Origin of the sequence: Micromonospora sp. NPDC085948, assembly GCF_040686315.1 — a bacterium.
Classification (GTDB): Bacteria; Actinomycetota; Actinomycetes; order Mycobacteriales; family Micromonosporaceae; genus Micromonospora.
On the sequence record NZ_JBFBJW010000001.1, the window covers coordinates 268,263 to 281,850 of the forward strand.

The 13,588-nt window shown below is 71.0% G+C and carries 17 protein-coding genes and 1 pseudogene; 8 read left to right on the plus strand and 10 right to left on the minus strand.

The genetic code is table 11. The annotated features are described in order from the left end of the window. Nucleotides 1-104 precede the first annotated feature (104 nt). Nucleotides 105-746, minus strand: coding sequence for a TetR/AcrR family transcriptional regulator (locus AB0O48_RS01330; RefSeq protein WP_357246513.1), 642 nt, complete (start codon nt 744-746; stop codon nt 105-107). A 76-nt stretch (nt 747-822) separates the two neighbouring features. Between AB0O48_RS01330 and AB0O48_RS01335 the strand changes: the two genes are divergently transcribed. Beyond that, on the plus strand, nt 823-1,665 hold the full coding sequence (locus AB0O48_RS01335; protein ID WP_365062323.1) for an arylamine N-acetyltransferase: 843 nt from the start codon (nt 823-825) through the stop codon (nt 1,663-1,665). A gap of 18 nt (nt 1,666-1,683) precedes the next feature. On the opposite strand, the gene AB0O48_RS01340 is transcribed toward AB0O48_RS01335, so the two are convergent. After that, on the minus strand, nt 1,684-2,580 hold the full coding sequence (locus AB0O48_RS01340) for an NmrA/HSCARG family protein (RefSeq protein WP_357246519.1): 897 nt from the start codon (nt 2,578-2,580) through the stop codon (nt 1,684-1,686). A gap of 101 nt (nt 2,581-2,681) precedes the next feature. Between AB0O48_RS01340 and AB0O48_RS01345 the strand changes: the two genes are divergently transcribed. Then, a complete protein-coding gene (locus tag AB0O48_RS01345; protein WP_357246522.1) occupies nt 2,682-3,161 on the plus strand; it encodes a MarR family transcriptional regulator in 480 nt (159 codons plus the stop codon). Between the two features lie 28 nt (nt 3,162-3,189). Here the strand turns inward: AB0O48_RS01345 and AB0O48_RS01350 are convergent, their stop codons facing one another. Both AB0O48_RS01350 and AB0O48_RS01355 read right to left on the minus strand, forming a co-directional pair. Further along, the gene (locus AB0O48_RS01350) at nt 3,190-3,615 is read right to left on the minus strand and encodes a nucleoside deaminase (RefSeq protein ID WP_357246523.1); all 426 of its coding nucleotides are present in this window, start codon (nt 3,613-3,615) and stop codon (nt 3,190-3,192) included. After that, nucleotides 3,612-4,463 (minus strand): LLM class flavin-dependent oxidoreductase, encoded by an 852-nt coding sequence (locus AB0O48_RS01355; protein WP_357246526.1) that lies wholly within the window; start codon nt 4,461-4,463, stop codon nt 3,612-3,614. The genes AB0O48_RS01350 and AB0O48_RS01355 overlap by 4 nt, the downstream gene beginning before the upstream one ends. A 57-nt stretch (nt 4,464-4,520) precedes the next feature. Between AB0O48_RS01355 and AB0O48_RS01360 the strand changes: the two are divergent. Continuing rightward, nucleotides 4,521-5,387, plus strand: a pseudogene (locus AB0O48_RS01360) (aminoglycoside phosphotransferase family protein). Nucleotides 5,388-5,534: 147 nt separating this feature from the next. Here the strand turns inward: AB0O48_RS01360 and AB0O48_RS01365 are convergent. From AB0O48_RS01365 to AB0O48_RS01375, 3 genes are all read right to left on the minus strand, one after another. Then, nucleotides 5,535-6,344 carry a DNA-formamidopyrimidine glycosylase family protein gene (locus tag AB0O48_RS01365; protein WP_357246531.1) on the minus strand — a complete coding sequence of 270 codons (810 nt, stop codon included), beginning with the start codon at nt 6,342-6,344 and terminating at the stop codon, nt 5,535-5,537. A gap of 285 nt (nt 6,345-6,629) precedes the next feature. Then, complete coding sequence (locus AB0O48_RS01370; protein WP_357571824.1) at nt 6,630-6,830, minus strand: DUF397 domain-containing protein; 201 nt, start codon at nt 6,828-6,830, stop codon at nt 6,630-6,632. Beyond that, nucleotides 6,823-7,710, minus strand: coding sequence for a helix-turn-helix transcriptional regulator (locus tag AB0O48_RS01375; RefSeq protein WP_357571825.1), 888 nt, complete (start codon nt 7,708-7,710; stop codon nt 6,823-6,825). Before AB0O48_RS01375 ends, AB0O48_RS01370 begins: the two co-directional genes overlap by 8 nt. 225 nt (nt 7,711-7,935) lie before the next feature. Between AB0O48_RS01375 and AB0O48_RS01380 the strand changes: the two genes are divergently transcribed. From AB0O48_RS01380 to rocD, 5 genes are all read left to right on the plus strand, one after another. Then, nucleotides 7,936-8,106 (plus strand): hypothetical protein, encoded by a 171-nt coding sequence (locus AB0O48_RS01380; RefSeq protein WP_357246539.1) that lies wholly within the window; start codon nt 7,936-7,938, stop codon nt 8,104-8,106. After that, the gene (locus tag AB0O48_RS01385) at nt 8,103-8,363 is read left to right on the plus strand and encodes a hypothetical protein (RefSeq protein ID WP_357246542.1); all 261 of its coding nucleotides are present in this window, start codon (nt 8,103-8,105) and stop codon (nt 8,361-8,363) included. The genes AB0O48_RS01380 and AB0O48_RS01385 overlap by 4 nt, the downstream gene beginning before the upstream one ends. Nucleotides 8,364-8,430: 67 nt before the next feature. Continuing rightward, a complete protein-coding gene (locus tag AB0O48_RS01390) occupies nt 8,431-9,315 on the plus strand; it encodes a thrombospondin (RefSeq protein ID WP_357571826.1) in 885 nt (294 codons plus the stop codon). Between the two features lie 370 nt (nt 9,316-9,685). Continuing rightward, nucleotides 9,686-10,501, plus strand: a complete 816-nt coding sequence (gene ddaH / locus AB0O48_RS01395) for a dimethylargininase (RefSeq protein ID WP_357247154.1) — start codon at nt 9,686-9,688, stop codon at nt 10,499-10,501. Beyond that, nucleotides 10,501-11,715 carry an ornithine--oxo-acid transaminase gene (gene rocD, locus AB0O48_RS01400; protein ID WP_357571891.1) on the plus strand — a complete coding sequence of 405 codons (1,215 nt, stop codon included), beginning with the start codon at nt 10,501-10,503 and terminating at the stop codon, nt 11,713-11,715. The genes ddaH and rocD overlap by 1 nt, the downstream gene beginning before the upstream one ends. 52 nt (nt 11,716-11,767) lie before the next feature. On the opposite strand, the gene AB0O48_RS01405 is transcribed toward rocD, so the two are convergent. The 3 genes from AB0O48_RS01405 to AB0O48_RS01415 all read right to left on the minus strand — a co-directional run bounded on the left by AB0O48_RS01405 (nt 11,768) and on the right by AB0O48_RS01415 (nt 13,572). After that, nucleotides 11,768-12,922, minus strand: a complete 1,155-nt coding sequence (locus tag AB0O48_RS01405) for an FHA domain-containing protein (protein WP_357246548.1) — start codon at nt 12,920-12,922, stop codon at nt 11,768-11,770. Beyond that, nucleotides 12,919-13,212, minus strand: coding sequence for a 4a-hydroxytetrahydrobiopterin dehydratase (locus tag AB0O48_RS01410; RefSeq protein ID WP_357246551.1), 294 nt, complete (start codon nt 13,210-13,212; stop codon nt 12,919-12,921). The genes AB0O48_RS01405 and AB0O48_RS01410 overlap by 4 nt, the downstream gene beginning before the upstream one ends. A 126-nt stretch (nt 13,213-13,338) precedes the next feature. Continuing rightward, a complete protein-coding gene (locus AB0O48_RS01415; RefSeq protein WP_357246553.1) occupies nt 13,339-13,572 on the minus strand; it encodes a hypothetical protein in 234 nt (77 codons plus the stop codon). Between the last annotated feature and the right edge of the window lie 16 nt (nt 13,573-13,588).

A 13,588-nucleotide genomic window follows, 5' to 3' on the forward strand; every position in this document is an offset into this window, starting at 1 on the left:
TTCATCCCTTATGACCGTTGACATCGTTGTCACTTCTCAACCCTGCTCCGGCAGCCGGCCGACTGTCAATTCCGGCCATCCGCGTTGCCTGGCGTCAGCGTTCCTCACGCGCCACCGAGGTCGGTCAGACCGATCTCGGCGGGAGGAAGCTCGTGGATGCCCGGGCCGGCACGCAGGCCCTCGAGCATGAGGACCAGGAAGCGGTCCACGCTGCGTTGGGTGAGTTCGGCGCGCAGCCCGGGTAACGGCCGCAGCAGCAGTGCCATCATCAGGGTCAGGTCGCTGGCGCCCACGTCGCGGCGCAGATCGCCGTCGGCCTGCGCGCGGCGGACGAGCCGGTCGAGGATCTTCAGCAGGGCTTGCCGCAGCCGCTGCTCCTCGGGCTCGGTGTGCAACTGCTCCCAGGTGCTGGTGAACCAGATCGACAGCCAGGTGGCCAACCGCAGCTCGGCCGCCGCCCGGCGGACGAAGCGCGCCAGCGCCCGCCACGCGTCCGGCTCCTCGTCCTCGGCGTCGCGAGCGATGGCGACCACACGGTCGAAGCCGTCCAGCGCCACCCCGCGCACCAGGGCCTCGCGATCGGGAAACCGGCGGTACAGGGTGGCGGCCCCGACACCGGCGCGGCGGGCCACCTCCTCCATCGGCACGTCGACGCCCCGTTCGGCGATGAGCGCCCGAGCGGCCTCGATGATCTGCTCGCGGTTGTGCCTGGCGTCGGCCCGGAGCCTGCTGCCCTCGTTCGTCACTCCATCAGTATACGGATGAAGTTCTGTCACTTACACTCGTCAAGTGGAGGAGCATCTATCATTTAGGAGTCCGCCGATGAGCACCGAACTGGCTCAGATGCTGCACCGAATCGGGCACCACGGGCGCGTGGCAGCCGACGTGGAGACGCTGTTCGCCCTACATCAGGCCTGGCGGCACACCGTGCCGTACGAGAACCTCGACATCCAGCTCGGCCGGCCGATCGCCCTCGACGCGGAGGCGATCTTCGACAAGCTCGTGCGGCGTCGACGCGGCGGCTACTGCTACGAGCAGAACGCCGGCCTGGCCACGCTGCTGCGGCTGACCGGCTTCCAGGTAACCATGGTGGAGGCCGCCGTTCTGCGCGCGACGCGCGGCGAGGCGATGTGGGGCAACCACAACGCGCTCCTGGTCGACCTGGACGGTCGGCGCTGGCTGGCCGACGCCGGCATCGGCGACGGATTCGTCCAGCCGTTGCCGATGCGGGAGGGTCCGCACGCGCAGGGGCGCCTGACCTACCGGCTCGAACAACTCGACCCGGACACCTGGCGATTCCACCACCACCCCGGCGGCACCATCGCCTCCTACGATTTCCGCCTGCGACCACGGGACATCGCCGACTTCGCCGCCCGCTCCCGGGACATGTCCACGTCCCCCACCTCGGCGTACGTCACCACGCTCATGGCCGCCCGGCCGATCGCCGGCGAGACCCTGATCCTGCTGTCCCGGACCCTGCGCCGGCTGGGCGCCGACACCAGCAGCCCGCGCACGATCACCGACGTCGACGACTTCGCCCGGACGCTGTCCACGCACTTTCTCGTACCACTCGACGACCTCGGCCCGGACGGCGTCGCGCGCCTCTGGCAGCAGACCGGCACCCAGGACGACCTGTGGCGCGCACGCGTCCGCAACACGTCCTGAGCGGGAGCGGGGGCCTGGTCAGGACGTGGACGACACATGGTCGCCGGTCGCGGCGGACAGCAGCGTGGCCCAGTCCTGGCCGGCGACCCAGTCGGCGAAGCCGTGCCAGCCGACCTCCGGGTAGTCGCGACGCAGGCCGGCGACGTCGAGGTCCAGACCGACATCGGTGAAGTACGCGAACATCGCCGCCAGGTCGGTGGACCACTGTTGGACGCGGGTCAGGGGCACCCGCCGATGGTTGATCGCGGAGCCGATGGCACCGGCGAGGATCTCGGCCATCTCCGCGGGTGTGCGCTGATCGGAGGCGATGTCGATCCGACGGCCGGCGAACGCGCTGGCGCGCCCCAGGACGAGGGCGGCGAACGCGCCGATGTCGACCGCCGCGATGAGGGCGAGCGGCCGGTCGGCGGGCATCGGCCAGGCGAAGACGCCCTCGCGCAGGCCGTCGAGGGTCCAGCCGCTGGCGTAGTTGTCCATGAAAGCCGCCGGCGCGATGATCGTCCAGGGCACACCGCAGCCCCGGAGGTGCTGCTCGACCAGGTACTTGCTCTCGTAGTGCGGAACGCCCGTGCCCCGGTCGGCGTGCGCGACGGTGGTCAGCACGATGTGGTCGAGGCCAGCGGTCACCCCGGCGTCGACGAGGGCCGTGCCGTGCCGGACCTCGGTGGCGAGGTCGGTGCCGAAGGGGGTGGTGACCGCGAACAGCGAGTCGGCTCCGGCGAGCGCGGCGTCCAGGGAGGCGCGGTCGTCGAAGTCGGCGTGGCACAGCTCGGCGCCGAGGTCGCGCAGGACGTTGGCGGCCGGGGAGGTGGGTTGGCGGGTGAGCGCGCGTACCCGGTGGCCGGCCTTCAGCAGGGCGCGGACCGTGGCCCCGCCCTGCGCTCCGGTGGCTCCGCTGACGGCAACGGTGAGCATGAGTCCTCCTGGGGTAATATAGCTGCGTGACGCATTAACTGCGCCACGCAGCAGGCTAGGAAGAATCGCTGCGTCGTGCAACTAGTTTGGAGGTGATCTGGGTGACCCCACCGCGCAGGGCCCGGCTGTACGAGGAGTTGTCGATGGCGTCCCGTCGCTATCTGGCCTCGTACGTGCTGTTCAACCAGGCCATCGCCGACCACCTCGGCCTCCACCCGACCGACGTGCAGTTCCTGAGCCTGCTCACCGCGGCGCCCGGTCCGCGCACGGTGCGTGAGATCGCTGAGATGACCGGCCTCACCACGGGCTCGGCCACCCGCCTGGTCGACCGACTCGAACGTGGTGGCTACGTGAAACGCACGCCCGACCGGGAGGATCGGCGCCGGGTGCTGGTCAGCCCCGTGCCGGATCGCGTCGACCGGGTCACGGCGGTCTGGGACGACCTCGGCCAGTCCTGGCAGGCGATCCTCGACGACCAGACCGACGACGAGCTTGAGGTGATCACCCGCCACCTGGCGCGCGCACACGACCTGAGCCACGCCCAGATGGAATACCTGCGCTCCCGTCCGAAGCCCGACTGAGCCGCGACGGCAGCCCTTACCGGTTGGGTCAGTAGTAGTTGTCGATCGGCTGACGCGCCTCGTCGAACAGCGCCGGCCCCTCGTAGCGGACCGCGGGCAACGGCGGGGTGGCCGGCTTGACCTCTTCGAACTGCTCGCTGGACAGGGCGTACACCACCCGCCCGAGCCCGGAGCGGTCGATCGCGGTCGCGCACATCGGGCAGGGCTGGCAACTGGTGAACATGGTGGTGCCGGCCGCCACGTCGGGCGCGAGTTCCCGGGCGGCCCAGCGGGCCAGCTTGAGTTCCGGATGGGCGCTGATGTCCGAGTCGGACACCACCGTGTTGTGGTCCTCGATCAGCACCGTGCCGTCCGCACCGACGAGCAACGACCCGAACGGCCGTTCGCCGGCAGCCCCCGCCTGGCTGGCGATCTCCACGGCGCGGCGGAGAAACGTCTCGTCGTCGGGTGTCATCGAACCTCCTGGGTCGTGGCGTACGCGGCCACGGCCGCGAGGGTCCGCCAGGCGCGTTCGGGTTGGCGGATCTCGGCCGGGTCACCGTTGAACGGGTCGAGCACCACCGCCTCCGCGCCGAGCAGCCGGATCTGGTCGAGGTCGGCGACGATCTGCTCGATGGTGCCGACACCGGCGAGCCGGTCCGGGGCAGTGACCGGTTCGCGGGTTTCCTGGAGCGCGATGCGCGGCACCAGCGCCGGCTCGGGGAGGCCCAGTTCCTTGGCGATGGTGCCGAGCCGCCCGGCCGCGTCCGCGAGTTCGCCGGGCGTGAGTCGCAGCGGATGCCACGCGTCACCGAGCCGAACGGCGCGACGCATGCCGGCGTCGCTGTTACCGCCGACCCAGATCGGGACCGCCGGGCTGTCGTAGTCGTCGGTGTCCTGCCAGGCGTCGCGCATCGCGCGCAGATGGTCGTCGGTCAACGCGCCGCGTCGTTGGAACGGGACGCCGAGCGCCTCGAACTCCTGCCGGGCCCAGCCGACGCCGACCCCGAGGACGAGCCGGCCGCCGCTGAGCCGGTTGAGGTTCGCCGCCATCCGGGCGGTGAGCAGCGGGTGCCGGTACGGGACGATGAGCACCGTGGTGCCCAGCCGGACCCGGCGGGTCACCCCAGCCAGCCAGGACAACGTGGTGAACGGCTCGTAGAACGGCGCCGGGTACTGCTGGGCCACGTCCGGAGTCACCGCGATGTGGTCGGAGACCATCAGCAGGTCGAACCCGAGGCCCTCGATTGTCTGCGCCCACCGTCGCAGCACGTCGGGGTCGGTGCCCGGGCCGAAGTTCGGGACGTTCACGCCGATCTGCACGGGCCTACGCTAGCCACTGTGGACGAGCCTGGGAACGCCCAGCCCCAGGATGGCCGGATGGAACTACCCGAGGGACTCGACTGGGTAGGCGCGTCACCGGCCGGCCGGGCCTGGCTCGCCACGCTCCCGACGTGGCTGACGGAGTGCGCCGAGCAGTGGTCGCTGCGACTTGGCCCGCCCTTCCGGCAGGCGTACGCCTCGCTGGCGCTCCCGGCGGACCTACCGGACGGGACGGCGGCGGTGCTGAAGCTCCAGTACCCGGACGACGACAGCCGGCACGAGGCCGACGCGCTGGCCCACTGGGACGGCGACGGCGCGATCCGGCTGCTCGCACACGATCCGGAACGACGCGCCCTGCTGGTGGAACGCTGCCGGCCCGGCGGTCCGCTGCACGAGTTGCCGATGGACCGGGCGCTGGACGTGGTGACCAGGCTGCTGCCGCGGCTCTGGCGACCCGCTGGCAGACCGTTCACCCCGCTCGCTGAGGAGGCCGCCGGCCGGATCGACCGGATGCCCCGCGCATGGGAGCGGGTCGGCCGGCCGTACGAGCGGCGGCTGTTGGACGCGGCGCTCGACCTGCTCACCGCCCTGGTGTCGAGCCAGGGCGAGCAGGTGCTCGTCAACCAGGACCTGCACGCCGGCAACGTGCTCGCCGCGGACCGGGAACCCTGACTGGCGATCGACCCGAAGCCGCTGACCGGCGAACGCGAGTTCTCGGTCGTGTCGATGGTGCGGGGTCCGGAGTTGGGCCATTCGCCGGCCGCCGTCCGACACCGGTTGCGCCGGCTCAGCACCGACCTCGGACTGGACCGGGAGCGGGTGCGGGATTGGACGATCGGGCACACGTTGGCCTGGAGCGTCGCCGACGACGGCGTCTTTCCGCACCAGATCGAGGTGGTCCGCTGGCTGCTCGACGGCGACTGACCGCCATCATTGATCGACTACTCCGCCCATGATCGCGCTCGATTCAGGATGTAGTGGTCTGCCCAACCCAGGAGGCCACTCTTTCCTTGTTCCAGCACGATCAAGGGCGGCTCGGGCGGCTCGGGCGGCCTGGGCGACGCGACCGGCTCAGCCGGCTTGGCAGGTGCGGCACCAGTAGAGGTTGCGCCCGGCCAGCTCACCACGGCTGACCTCGGTGCCGCAGACGTGACAGGGCGCGCCGGGGCGGCGGTAGACGTACACCTCGCCGCCGTGCCGGTCCACCCGGGCCGCCCGGCCCATCGCCTCCGGCAGGTGTACGTCGCGCACGGTGTCGATCCGGCCATGCTCGACCGCGAGCCGCATCAGCCCGACCAGGTCGGCCCAGAGCGCGTCCCAGCCGGCGCGGGTCAGCCGGCGGCCGGGCATCGTCGGCGGCAGTCCGGCCCGGAACAGCGCCTCGGTCACGAAGATCAACCCGGTGCCGGCCACCACCGACTGGTCCAGCAACAGCGCCGCGAGGGGCGTCGGGCTGCGCGAGATCCTTTGGTACGCCCGCTCCGGGTCGGCGTCGGCTCGTAGCGGATCCGGCCCGAGGCGGTCCCTTAGTGCGGCCACCTCGGGTGGGCTGATCAGCTCGCAGGCGGTGGGTCCGCGCAGGTCCAGCCAGTGTCGATCGCTGGCCAGCCGCAACCGCACCTGGCCGATCGGCTCGGGCGGCTCCCCCGATCCGTCGGTGAACTTCCCATAAAGCCCAAGGTGTACGTGCAGAGTCAGCTCGCCGGCGTAGTGGTGCAGCAGGTGCTTGCCGTACGCCTCGGTGCCCTCCAGCACGGTGCCGGAGAGCCGGGCCGCGCCGTCGGCGAAGCGGCCCTGCGGGCTGGCGGCGTGCACCTTGTCCCCGGCGAACAGCTCGGCGTGGCGGGCCGCCAGGCGGTGGATCGTATGTCCCTCTGGCACAGGTGCCAAGGATAGCCAGCCCGCACCGAGACGCCGATCGGCCCAGGTCACCGCCGCGCTGATCGCCGCCGGCCGGCCGCCGCCGCGCCCCTCGCCTCGGGCGTCGCCGCGCCCCTCGCCTCGGGCGCCGCCGCGCTGATCGCCTCGGGCGTCGCCGCGCCGCCTCCGGGCGTCGCCGCGCTGATCGACTCGGCTTTTAGGAAGTCGGGGTGTTCTGGTGAGCGGGACACCCCGACGTTCAGGAGGGCGAGTCGATCAAGCGGGAGGGCGCCCTGGACGGTGTAGTCAGCTCCGGCGCTGCCCCTTGACGTCGCCCACGAACGCGGCCCAGGCGGCAGGAGCGAAGGCGAGCGCCGGACCGGTCGGGTCCTTGCTGTCGCGTACGCCCACGACGCCGGGCAGGTCGTCGGCCACCTCGACGCAGTTGCCGCCGCTCCCGCCGCTGCGGGTGCTCTTGCGCCAGGTCGCACCGGCAAGGTCAGTCATGATGCTCCTCGATGATCGAAGTGATCATTTTTTCTGATTCTGCCTCACCCGAGGCGAGGGCCTCCAGATCCGACCAGACATGTTCGTAGGCGACCACCTCGGCTGGTTTGTCCAGATAGAGCGCCCCGGTGATGTTCTCCACGTAGACAGTGGTCGGCTCGGTGGACGCCCTCCCGAACGCCTGCGGGAAGTCCAGCAGGACGAAGGTGCCCGTCTCGCTGGCCAGCGGCGGACCGGCCGCGAGCGGCAGGACCCGCAGACTCACCGTCGGCAGTGCGGCCACATCGAGCAGGTGTCGCAACTGCTGAGCCATCGCCCGGCGGTCGGGGATCGTGCGCCGCAGAACGGCCTCACTCAGGACGACCCGCAGGGTGGGCGCGGTGGGCAGCCGACGCACGAGGATGCCCTGCCGTTGCAGCCGGACCTCCACCAGCTTCTCCCGATCCTCCTCGCGCAGGGTCGGATTCTTCCGGCGGAACAGCTCGCCGGCGTACTCCCGGGTTTGCAGGAGTCCGGGAATTAGCTCGGCGTCATATTGGCGCAGTGCCGAGGCGGAGGATTCCAGGCCGACGTACAGCGAGAACCACGACGGCACGACATCGCCGTACGAATGCCACCAACCCCGGGCGCGAGTCTCCTTCGCCAGCCCGGCGACAATCTCGCCCATCGCGTCGGGCACCCGATAGAGAGCACACATCGCTCGGGCGTCCACGACGCGCACCGGGACCAGCCCCTTCTCGACGCGCCACACCTTCTGCCGTGAGCAGTCCAGTGCTTCGGCTGCGGCGTCCAGCGAGACCGAGGCATCCTCGCGGAGCTGCGTGAGCAGCCGTCCGAGCTGCCGCCGAGGGACCGTGGACCCGCTTGTTTCATCCGTCATGCAACATCACCGCGTCCCTCCTGCAACACCGAATGTTTCGCCTCGCACGCAATTCTCTTCCATTCCTCGTGCGTCAATATGACGTGACGTTAGGGCGGCTGTGCGGATTGCACAAGGGGGCCAGCATGGAACAAGATGTCACGCGTTGGCGCCTCCCAGAAAGCAGAATCGGGAATAGCGTCAGCACAAGGCCACCGGGACGCTATTGCTCGGAAGGACACCGCCATGCGCGTGTCGTACAACGAATATCTCTTGGTCACCGCGCTGACCCTCGCCCGTCGACACCGGCCCGTGTGGAGCTGGGTGCGCTGGCGCACCGTGTGCCGCTGCGGCGACGAACTGCCCTGCCGGGCCCGCCACCGCATCCCGATCAGCCGTGGCCACTGGCCGACGTGACCGAGTGGAAACCCGGCGACCTGCTGCTGATCGGCGCGGCGTGCTCGGTGCAGTTCGCCGGCGAGCGGGCGCTGCGCCTACGACTGGTCAGTGTCGACAAGCGCCCGACGTACCACGGATGGGTCTGGCTGACGGGCTACGTACTGAATGGCAAGGGCCTGGCCGTCGACCGGCGGGAGGTCTTCGTGCGGCAGGCCGGGGTGCGGCGTGGCGACCCCGTACCCGAAATTGGTGTCAAGAAACGCCCAGGTGGGTAATTCAGGACGGAAGCGCGTGGGTGCCACCCCGTCCGTCGGCCACCACGCATTTATCAGGAGGTGTGTAGTGGTCAGGATTCCTTCGCTGTCCCGCCGGTCCGAGCCGGCACCGACGCGGGACGAGAACCTCGACGGCCGCGTGGACGGCCGCGACGCCCCGGTCGCCGACCGGGACAGCACGGCGGCCACCGACGCGGGCCGATTTGACGACGTCGCCGGACGGCCGGTGGTCACCGACCGGGACGCCGACCAGACGACGTACCGCAGCGCCGCAGCGCCCAGCGGCCAGCTCGGCGAGGCCGAGCGGCGGGCCGCCGAGCGGGCTGCGGTGGCCCGAGCCGCCATCTCCCGCCCGGTCGAGAGCGAGCCACGGACCGGCACCGCCCGCCCGGCGGAGACCACGTCCCCGGCCGCCCGCCCGGCGGAGACCGAGTCCCGGACCGGCATTGCGGTGGAGACCGAGTCCCGGGCCGGCACCGCCCCGACCTTGGCGCGCACCGCCGAGCGGGACGCCGACCTCGACCCCACCACCCGCCGGCCCGAGCCGACGGACGGGCTCACCACCGACCGCCCGGCCGACCCGACCCCGGGCGCGACCACGCCGGAGCCGCCGGTGACCCGTGGCCCGAAGCCGCGGGCCAGCCTGCTCGCCACTCTCGGCCTGATCGTCTCCGTCGTCGGTGCGATGTTCGTGCTGACCGGCACCCTGGCCGGGTACGGCATCGGGGTCGGCGCGTTCGGCGCGGTGCTCGCGGTGCTCGGCCTGATGGCCACCCACCGCCGGCACGTCGCCGGCAAGACCGACGCGCTGTTCGGCGTGCTGATCGGCCTGGCCGCGGTGGTGATCGGGGTGCTCGCGATGACCGGGCAGTTCGACTGGCCGACCGCCGACGGGGACTGGGTGCAACGCTTCCGGGAGTGGCTTGACTCACAGTTTGTGGATCGTTTCTAGCGGGCACTGTTCCGCTCGCCGGTGATGCACCGGCGAACAGCCGGCGGTTCGCCGGCAGCCCGAACTCATCCGGTGGTTCACCGGCCGGGCAACACCCTTTCAGGGGCGGCGGTTCGCCGCCCCTGAAGTGTTTTCCGGGCCAGGCCCGTGGCGGCTTCCGTGCCCGGTGGCCCGAAACACGAATCCTGGCCCACCCAGCCCGGAACGCAACGATTCGCAGCCGAGCCCCCCTGAGACGCAATGAATGTTCGGTCTGCGCAACTCTCGGTGGTGGATCCTGCCGCTGGGGCCGCATAGCGTTGAGTCACGGCGCCAGCCCGTGGGCCACGGTGGCCGGGCGCGCCCGACCCCTTGGAGCAGGACAATGACGATGGACGCCACCAGCCAGCGCCTGTTGATGTGCCGGCCGACGTACTTCGCCGTCGATTACGCGATCAACCCCTGGATGGACCCGAGCGCGCCGGTCGACACCGCGCTGGCCGTCCGGCAGTGGGAGCAGCTCCGCCAGACGTACCTTGATCTGGGCCACACCGTCGAGGAGATCACTCCGGTGCCCGGCCTGCCCGACATGGTCTTCGCCGCCAACGGCGGCACGGTCATCGACGGCAAGGCGATGGCCGTGCAGTTCCGCGACCCGCAGCGCGCCGACGAGGCACCGGCCTACCGGGCCTGGTTCGAGGACGCGGGCTTCGAGATGTACGACCCGAAGCACGTCAACGAGGGCGAGGGCGACGTCCTGCTGGCCGGCGACCACCTGCTGGCCGGCACCGGCTTCCGCACGGCGCACGCCTCGCACGCCCAGTTGCAGGAGGTCTTCGGCTACCCGGTGATCACCATGCAACTGGTCGACCCCCGCTTCTACCACCTGGACACCGCGCTGACCGTGCTCGACGAGCGGACCGTGGCGTACCTGCCGGAGGCGTTCTCCCCCGGCAGCCAGGCGGTGCTGCGCCGGCTCTTCCCCGACGCGGTGCACGCCACCCTGGCCGACGCCGAGGTGCTGGGGTTGAACGCGGTCAGCGACGGACAGCACGTGGTGCTGCCCGCGCAGGCCACCGACCTGGCCGCCAAGCTGCGCGACCGGGGCTACGAAACCATCGGTATCGACCTGTCCGAGCTGCGTAAGGCCGGCGGCGGACCGAAGTGCTGCACACTGCGACTCCGCCAGGGAAAGGCAATCAAGTGATCGTGGATGACATCCTGCGGACGCCGGGAGCGGTCCGGGACGCCGAGCGTTGGACGGCGCACAACTACCACCCGCTGCCGGTGGTGATCTCGTCCGCCGAGGGCGCGTGGCTCACCGACGTGGACGGCAAGCGCTACCTGGACTGCCTGGCCGGCTACTCCGCGCTGAACTTCGGCCACCGGCACCCGCAGCTCATCGCCGCCGCGCACGCGCAACTGGACCGGCTGACGCTGACCAGCCGCGCGTTCATCCACGACCAGTTCGCCGACTTCTGTCGGGAGCTGGCCGAGCTGTGCGGCAAGGACCTGGTGCTGCCGATGAACACCGGCGCGGAGGCCGTGGAGACCGGGATCAAGGTGGCCCGCAAGTGGGGCTACCAGGTCAAGGGTGTGCCCGCCGGCCAGGCCAACATCGTGGTCGCCGAGGGCAACTTCCACGGCCGGACCACCACCATCGTGAGCTTCTCCACCGACGAGGACGCCCGCGCCGACTTCGGGCCGTACACCCCGGGGTTCACGGTCGTGCCGTACGGCGACCTGGACGCGCTGACCGCCGCGATCGACGAGAACACCGTGGCCGTGCTGCTGGAGCCGATCCAGGGCGAGCAGGGCGTGGTGGTGCCGCCGGAGGGTTACCTGCCGGGCGTACGTCAGGTCTGCACCGACCGCGACGTGCTGTTCATCGCCGACGAGATCCAGTCCGGTCTGGGGCGTACCGGCGAGACTTTTGCCTGTGACCACGAGGGCGTCGTGCCCGACATGTACCTGCTCGGCAAGGCGCTCGGCGGCGGTATCGTGCCGGTCTCCGCGGTGGCCGCGAACGCCGACGTGCTCGGCGTGCTCAAGCCCGGCCAGCACGGCTCCACCTTCGGCGGCAACCCGCTCGCCTGCGCGGTCGCCATCGAGGTCGTCCGGCTGCTGGCCACCGGCGAGTTCCAGCGCCGCTCGGCCGAGCTGGGTGAACGGCTGCGAACCGGCCTGGAAGGGTTGGTCGGCAAGGGTCTGGTCGGGGTACGCGTCCGCGGCCTGTGGGCCGGTCTGGACATCGACCCGGCGCTGATGAGCGGGCGGGAGGCGTGCGAGCGGCTCGCCGAGCGTGGCGTGCTCGCCAAGGACACCCACGGCTCCACCATCCGGCTCGCCCCGCCCCTGGTCATCACCGAGGAGGAGATCGACCTGGCGGTAACCAAGCTGGCCGAGGTGCTGGCCGGCTGAAGCACACGTGCTGGAAGGCGGGCGTCGGGAGTCCCGACGCCCGCCTTCCGCGTCAGGGGCGGGGTAGGCGCATCGCCATTGTTGGGGCCTCGGCCATCACCGAGGTGGGGGTGAACGGGGCGCCGGTCGGCAACTCCTCGGCACGGCCGATCTGCACCCCCGGGTACAGCTCCACCATGTCGTTCTCACCGAGCACCCGGGACTGCTGCGGGGCCAGGGGAACCCGGTCCGACTCGGTCATCGAGCCGGCCGGACGGATGCCGGAACCGTTGGTGCTGATGTCGGTCACGATGACCTCGCCGACCCGCAGCTCGAACTGGACGTGACCACGGCTGATCCACCGCCGGGCCTCGTCGTTGAGCCACTGACCGAGCATGATCCCGCCGTCCTGCTCGGGAGCCCGGCCGGCCACGATCGGCCGCTCCTCGGTGAGCACGAACCGCCGCCGGACCAGACCACCGACGCGCACCGCGAGCACCTCGCTACGCGGACGCGGGCCACTGTCACCGAGGCGTACCCCGTGTCGGGGGCAGGTCGGCACGCCGTTGCGCAGCGCGGGCGGCGGCTGCGCGGCCGGGCCGCGATCGGCGCCCCCGGCCAGGTCGGCGAACGCGCCACCCCCACCACCGCCGCCGAACAACGCGCAACCCGACTCTGGGCAGCGCCACTGCCGGGCCAGCAGCTTCACGCCGGTCGGCGAGGGCTTGCCGGCGACCGGCGCGTGCCCACCGCCGACGTGCGCGATGAACACCGGCCCGCCGGCGCCCGGCACCGGGGCGACCACCCGACCGGGCTGCTCGACCAGCCACGGGAACCGCCCGCGCAGCCCGTCGAAGCGGACCCGGCTGAGCACCGGCAACCCGAGCAGGTCGGCCACCTCCAACATCCGGTCGCCCGGATTGTCGAGCACCTCGACGAGCCCGTCGTCGGCCCAGCGCCGCACGACCATCCGCTCGTTGGACGTCAGGTCGGCGTCGGAGAGCAACGCCCGGTGTACGACCGCGTAGACCTGGACGCTGTCCTCCTCCAACTCCCGGGAGAGCGCGTCGATGACCATGCCCAGGCGCAGCAGGCTCGCCGGCCGGCCACCGTCGATGTCCTGGTAGCGGATCACCTCGGCCAGGTCGACGACAGCCCGGGCCAGCGACGGGTCCGTGCAGACCCGACCCTCGATGGCATCCAGAACCTTGCTGATCTCGAATCTCATGCCGCACTCCGGACGATGTCGTCGATCCGCCGGGCCAGCTCGACGTCCCGGTGGGTAACCCCACCGGCCGAGTGCGTGACACAGCGGAAGGTCAGGGTCCGCCATCGGATGTCGATGTCGGGATGGTGGTCAAGCTCCTCAGCCACCGCCGCCACCCGGTCCACCACCGCGATGGCGGCCGGGAAACTGCCGAGCTGGGCCGTACGACCGATGCCGGTCGGGTCACCCGACCAGTCGGGCAACCGGCCCAGCTCTTCTCGCACCGCGTCCGCGGTGAGCAGGTCTGCCATGAGCAGACCCTACCGGTGGCGCGGCCGACGAGCCGGACGCGCCACCGGTCAAGGCCTCGACGCCGTGCCGTCGTTCGCTCGTCGCCGACGACACCGCGATCGCGACCGCACCGACACGCCCTCAGCTCACGGACCGACCTCCAGGTAGGACCTGGTTTTCTGCGGATCAAGAGACTCCGGAATGAAGCGCGCCGTCTTTCCGGTCGCCCGAGAGATGACCACCATGAACTTCTCCACGTCGTCCAGATCGGCCTTCGTGGTCACCGCGAGTGGGTCGCCCTGGAAGTCGACAAGTGACGTCGAGTAGAACTGGGTCGTCCACAGCTGGCGACCGACTCGGACATGCAACGTGCTGGTCACGTTGTCTCCTTCGGAG

Excerpts from the sequence above, each read along its gene's own strand:
- AB0O48_RS01350 (WP_357246523.1), bottom strand. The coding sequence starts at position 3,615 with ATGACACCCGACGACGAGACGTTTCTCCGCCGCGCCGTGGAGATCGCC.
- AB0O48_RS01370 (WP_357571824.1), bottom strand. The coding sequence starts at position 6,830 with ATGACTGACCTTGCCGGTGCGACCTGGCGCAAGAGCACCCGCAGCGGC.
- AB0O48_RS01335 (WP_365062323.1), top strand. The coding sequence starts at position 823 with ATGAGCACCGAACTGGCTCAGATGCTGCACCGAATCGGGCACCACGGG.
- AB0O48_RS01405 (WP_357246548.1), bottom strand. The coding sequence starts at position 12,922 with ATGAGATTCGAGATCAGCAAGGTTCTGGATGCCATCGAGGGTCGGGTC.
- AB0O48_RS01340 (WP_357246519.1), bottom strand. The coding sequence starts at position 2,580 with ATGCTCACCGTTGCCGTCAGCGGAGCCACCGGAGCGCAGGGCGGGGCC.
- ddaH (WP_357247154.1), top strand. The coding sequence starts at position 9,686 with ATGGACGCCACCAGCCAGCGCCTGTTGATGTGCCGGCCGACGTACTTC.
- AB0O48_RS01410 (WP_357246551.1), bottom strand. The coding sequence starts at position 13,212 with ATGGCAGACCTGCTCACCGCGGACGCGGTGCGAGAAGAGCTGGGCCGG.
- AB0O48_RS01375 (WP_357571825.1), bottom strand. The coding sequence starts at position 7,710 with ATGACGGATGAAACAAGCGGGTCCACGGTCCCTCGGCGGCAGCTCGGA.
- AB0O48_RS01380 (WP_357246539.1), top strand. The coding sequence starts at position 7,936 with ATGCGCGTGTCGTACAACGAATATCTCTTGGTCACCGCGCTGACCCTC.